Origin of the sequence: Thermogemmatispora sp., assembly GCF_019683755.1 — a bacterium.
Lineage (GTDB): Bacteria > Chloroflexota > Ktedonobacteria > Ktedonobacterales > Ktedonobacteraceae > Thermogemmatispora.
This window is the reverse complement of sequence record NZ_JADGHT010000424.1, coordinates 1-3,492: the sequence shown is the minus strand read 5'-3', so window position 1 is coordinate 3,492 and position 3,492 is coordinate 1. Positions and strand designations below refer to the sequence as shown.

Here is a 3,492-nt window from a genome sequence, read left to right as displayed (position 1 = left end):
ATTCAAGCGATGGCGGTGCGCGATGGGCCGGTACTGGTGGAGAATGTTTACGTAGCCGACAAGATGCTGCGCATCCCAGTGCGAGACTGGCGGCAGTGGGGTGGAGTCACCCGAGCAAGCCAGCTCACCAATGACTACGCCCGCTTTCTCTTCTCGCTTTCCTCTCCGATGCCTGAAATCTATCGCCAGAATATCAATAACTATGGCTACAACCTGCAGCCGGGCGCTGCCCTCTTCTTCCCCGGGGTCCATACTGACCTCGTGCGTCTGGCCTTTACCATTTCAACAGCGACCCAGCTCAAATAGCCAGTGCTCTCCCGCACCAGAGGAAGGAGCGAGCGACTGATGTTATCTGAGGATGCTGAGCGAACAGAGCGGTCTGAGCAAACAAACCTCTGCTTTCAGACAGACCAATCAGAAGAGTACTTTGCCTCACGAACCATTAACAACCGCGTGGCCCTGCGCCTACTTTCGCTACGCAGTCGCGAGGCCCAGACCCAAGAGCTGGTCAACCAGGATTATGCCCAGGTAGTAGCCAGCACCGATGGCTCAGCCCTCTATTTCTGCGTCTGTGATGGCGTGGGTAGCTCATACCGCGGCGATTTTGCCGCTCACTATCTAGGGAGCGCCCTGGTAGCCTGGTTACAAGAGCGCGAAGCCCTCACCGGGTCGATCAAGGCCATCGCCGCCCGTCTGCGTCAACGCATGAACGAATGGGCTCAGGCAGCACAAGAAGAACTCCGACGGCTGCCTCTGGCCCCGGATACGCCAGCTCTGGTGCGAGAGGTGCTGGAAGAATTGCGCGAAGACTACGGCAGTGAAACTGTCTTTCTGGCCGGGCGAATTGCTCTGGCGTCCTGGGAGACACCGCTACAGGTGGCTCGCCCAATGGAGGCTTTCCTCTGCTGGATGGGCAATGTCAGCGCCCGTCTTTTCGTGACAGGCGAGCACTCATTTACACTGGGGGGCAGTAGCGATGATGAGGGGCGCTGGTCAACGGCCCGCGGCTCGCGTGGACTGCTCAATGCCTGGAGCATGGGCCTCTCAACCATTGAGCGCCTGATTGTCTATACCGATGGTTTGCTCCCTCTGGCCTCTTCGCTGACAGAGTTGAATGATGACGAATTGCAGACGCGGGCTCGCGAGCTACTCCTGCTGCCTGAAAACGATGATATGACGGCCCTTGATCTGCATTGGCTGCCACAAAAGGAGCGGCGCGACTAGCAAGCATTCTGTGATGGGGCGAAGACAGCATCAGCAGCGCCAGGCATGGCAGACCACCCTGTCCAGCAAAGGTCACCCGTGTCAGGCCCGGCGGCAGACCTACAATGCGAGAGAAGAAGGAGTTTGAGCGGTGTCACGCTTTCAACCGTTCCCTGGCATGTTCTTGCGCATCGGATCATCCTATTTTGAATTCATGCCCCATCCTCTGATGCCAGACGACAAAGAAACAGTATTTGCACTAGAGGGAGGAGAAGCGCTCGTCTATCAGGTACGCAATCTGGATACACAGGAGCGCTGTGCGCTCAAGGTTTTCAAAGCCTCTTACCGTGGGCCGCACTTGGTCCGTGTCACGGAAGTGCTGCAGCGCCATGCTCATCTACCAGGTCTCTATCTGGGATATCGCATCTGTCTCACGCGAACCCACTATCCAGAGGCGGTAGAGGCCTTTCCAGAGTTGGAGTATGCCATGCTCATGCCCTGGGTAGAAGCTCGAACCTGGGCCGGGCTGATGTTAGATCAGGCGGCCAGTGTGGACTACACCTTTGAGCAGGCACGTCACATCGCGCTCGCCATGTCGCAGGTGCTGTGGAACCTCGAAATTCGCGGTCTGGCTCACGCGGACATCGCTGGGGCCAATGTCTTGCTCACACCTCAGCTCGGCGGCATCCAGTTACTGGACCTGGAGGGCCTCTACGCTCCGGGCCTGCCCCAGCCTAAGAAAGTCAGCTGGGGGTCGCCAGGCTATCAGCATCGCAACCTCCCGCGTCAGGGCCAGTGGTGTCCCCAGGGCGATCGCTTCGCCGGCGCAGTGCTGCTCACTGAGATGCTGACCTGGTGGGAGCCGCGGGTCCGCGCTCATGTGGCTGATCAGGCGGAGACGCTCTTTCACCCCCATGAATTGCAACAGACTCAAACTCCCCTCTGGAGGGCGGTGCGTGAGGTGCTGCTCTCTCTGAGTAGAGACCTGCTTTATCTCTTCGATCAGGCATGGGCATCCTCGAGCCTCGCTGAATGCCCCGAACTGGCGACATGGGCTATGACACTCTATTCAATTTTCGTGTAGTCGCATTGCATTATCAGGGGAAAATAGGTATCCTTTAATCCGAAGGGATACTGCGAAGTACTCCTTAAATTCGTAAGTTAGGATGCTTAAATAGATAGAGAGTAGGGGAAGCTTTGTAAGCCGGTGGGGTGGGTAAAGTTTTTGTTCCTGGTAGTAGAAAACAGGCGAGCAGGCGATGCAGGTGAAGCGTGCGAGACCTAAGCAGGCCTGGTTCGCCAGGCTATCTGCTTTGCTTTGCCGAAACTTCGCTGGTGGCTCGTTTGTTGGTGACACACACATAAGGAGGGTATACGATGTCCTCACAGGGTGATCTGATCGGCGGTCGTACCCACCAGATGGATGCTGCCGCTCAGCGTTTTCTCACGGAACTGGCTAGCTTTGAAGATTCCGCCAAGCGCATCACTGCTGCTGTAGCTGATCTTGAGGCTGACTGGTTTGGCCGTGGGAGTACTGCCTACCAGAATGCCATGAGCACCTGGAATACACACATTATGGCTGTCCTCAACGATCTCCGTCAGCTCACGCAGGGATTGCAGGGCAGCTCGCAGGCTTTGAGCGATCTGGACCAGCTCATGGCTTCGAAGTTCAGCGGCTACGAATAGACCAGCCCAGTGGCAGTAGCAAGCCTTCCCTTGCAGAATGTCCCCTTCGCGGCGGCCTCTAGCAATGCCTAAAGGAGGCCGCCGGTGCTCTCTATAGCGAGACGGCTGACCGAGACGGCGTGAGAGCGATTGAGGCCATGCTCCTGTGTGATTATGGAAGGGAGTAAGCAACGATGCGCAACAAGGTGTTGGTCACAGTAGTTGGGCCGGATCGGACGCTTGATCTAGAGCTTCCTACGGATAACACGATTGCTGAGCTCCTGCCCTTCTTTTGCCAGCTATGCGCCTCCTCATCTGCCAGAGTACCCGCTGAGGTAGGGTGGTCAGCCGCTGCTGGCATGGGGGAAGAGGCGAAAGTCAATCAAACCAATCGGGAATGGCTGCTCTTTAGCGAGGGATCTCACAGTCCTTTGGACCCGAAACAGACGCTGAGCGAGGCTGGTGTACTCGATGGTATGCGTCTCCTCCTGCGGGCCTTGCCTCCTGGCAGCGAAGAGATCGCGGCTATTGAGACGCAAGAGCTGTTTCTGCCCTCTTCCATTGCTCCAAGCGAGAGAACCGGCGGTATTGGAGTAACCTGGGAGCAACTTCCCTTGGCCGGAG

4 protein-coding genes and 1 pseudogene are annotated in these 3,492 nt (G+C 57.2%); all 5 read left to right on the top strand.

Annotated elements, in window-relative coordinates; translation table 11 throughout:
• Positions 1-306 (top strand): annotated as a pseudogene (locus IRZ24_RS18270) (hypothetical protein); the annotation flags it as partial.
• A gap of 39 nt (positions 307-345) precedes the next feature.
• Positions 346-1,224: a protein phosphatase 2C domain-containing protein gene (locus IRZ24_RS18265; protein ID WP_297167491.1), complete on the top strand. Its 879-nt coding sequence runs from the start codon at positions 346-348 to the stop codon at positions 1,222-1,224.
• Between the two features lie 130 nt (positions 1,225-1,354).
• The gene (locus IRZ24_RS18260; RefSeq protein WP_297167488.1) at positions 1,355-2,287 is read left to right on the top strand and encodes a hypothetical protein; all 933 of its coding nucleotides are present in this window, start codon (positions 1,355-1,357) and stop codon (positions 2,285-2,287) included.
• Between the two features lie 293 nt (positions 2,288-2,580).
• On the top strand, positions 2,581-2,889 hold the full coding sequence (locus IRZ24_RS18255; RefSeq protein WP_297167485.1) for a WXG100 family type VII secretion target: 309 nt from the start codon (positions 2,581-2,583) through the stop codon (positions 2,887-2,889).
• A gap of 173 nt (positions 2,890-3,062) precedes the next feature.
• On the top strand, positions 3,063-3,492 hold a 430-nt coding region (locus tag IRZ24_RS18250), incomplete at its 3' end, for an EsaB/YukD family protein (protein ID WP_297167482.1).

Coding starts and splice junctions, on each gene's coding strand:
- IRZ24_RS18265 (WP_297167491.1), top strand. CDS start 346: ATGTTATCTGAGGATGCTGAGCGAACAGAGCGGTCTGAGCAAACAAAC.
- IRZ24_RS18255 (WP_297167485.1), top strand. CDS start 2,581: ATGTCCTCACAGGGTGATCTGATCGGCGGTCGTACCCACCAGATGGAT.